Below are 451 nucleotides of genomic sequence, written 5' to 3' on the forward strand. Positions count from 1 at the left end.
ATGTAATCTATAATAGCAGGTAGGAGTTTTTTTAAGTGTTCTTCTTTAATGGGTAGCTACCCAAGCCAGGACTTACCTCTGTTTCGCTCATAGAGCCGCAACACGCGTCAAAGAAAAACGAGTGGAGGGGGAAATAGTTTGTTTTATAGATCGCAAGCCATACCCTGCTAAAAACGCTTATTTTAGATTCTTGCTTTTTGAATGTAAATACGATAAGCAAACAAACAACACCTGATCCTGATAATCCACACGGTGGTAGTGGTGTAACTTCTGCTGCTGATGCTCATAAACGTGGAGGTCGCAAGTTGTTTGCCTGGCATTTCTCAACATTCCATTCAAGCCTTAATCCTAATCGGAATATTGCCTTAAAAAACAAAAAAAAGAGAAAGAGAAAAATAGTCAGGCTGTCCGTTTTCTTTTTGTTCTTTTTCTTTTTTTCTTCTGTAGTAGT

Annotated in this window: 1 protein-coding gene; it reads left to right on the plus strand. The window is 38.4% G+C overall.

What is annotated here, in order from left to right:
• Nucleotides 1-197: 197 nt before the first annotated feature.
• Nucleotides 198-451, plus strand: a 254-nt coding sequence (locus Q0954_RS34475) for a hypothetical protein (RefSeq protein ID WP_299466769.1), incomplete at its 3' end; no start/stop codon positions are given.

The organism is uncultured Microscilla sp. (assembly GCF_947493425.1).
Classification (GTDB): Bacteria; Bacteroidota; Bacteroidia; order Cytophagales; family Microscillaceae; genus Microscilla.